The organism is Pseudomonas sp. ICMP 10191, from assembly GCF_001467335.1.
In the GTDB taxonomy this organism is placed as follows: domain Bacteria; phylum Pseudomonadota; class Gammaproteobacteria; order Pseudomonadales; family Pseudomonadaceae; genus Aquipseudomonas; species Aquipseudomonas cerasi.
In genome coordinates this window covers 1-664 of sequence record NZ_LKGW01000030.1, presented here as the reverse complement: position 1 = coordinate 664, position 664 = coordinate 1, and the positions used below count along the sequence as shown (strand labels likewise).

The 664-nt window shown below is 61.4% G+C and carries 1 protein-coding gene; it reads right to left on the bottom strand.

All coding sequences use genetic code 11. The annotated features are described in order from the left end of the window. On the bottom strand, window positions 1-664 hold a 664-nt coding region (locus AO388_RS04085; protein WP_153003963.1), incomplete at both ends, for an AMP-binding protein.

The following is a 664-nucleotide window of genomic DNA, read 5'->3' as shown; positions in this document are numbered from 1 at the left end:
CCCGCCAGCAAGGCCGGGAAGATTTCCTCCACCGACAGGTCGAAATTCAGGGTGTTCTGCTGCAGCACGGTGTCGGTGGGGGAAAGAGCAAAAAGCCGCGCCGCATCGACGCTGTAGTTGACCAGGCCGCGATGCTCGATCATCACGCCCTTCGGATTACCGGTGGAGCCCGAGGTGTAGATCACATAGGCCAGATTGCGCACGCCGAGGGCTTCAACCACCGGGTTGTCGTCACGCTCGGTAAAGGTTTTGCGCTGATCATCGTCGAGCAACACCAGTGGCAAGGTCAGGGTCGGCAGATATTCCTGCAAGTGACGCTGTGTCAGCAACGCCGACGGCGTACTGTCTTCAATCATGTAGGCCAGGCGCTCGGCCGGGTAGGCCGGGTCCAGTGGCACATAAGCAGCACCGGCCTTGAGCACACCGAGCAGGCCGACCATCATTTCCACACCGCGCTCGACGCAGATCGCTACCCGGTCATCCGGGCCGATACCCAGGCCGATCAGGTGATGAGCCAGGCGGTTGGCCTGACGGTTCAATTCGTCATAGCTCAGGCGCTGACCCTTGGACGCGACGGCGATGGCGTCAGGTTGCGTGCGTACCTGTGCCTCAAACAGGTGCTGAATGCACAGGTCCGTCGGGTAGTCCTGGCGGGTCTGGTTGA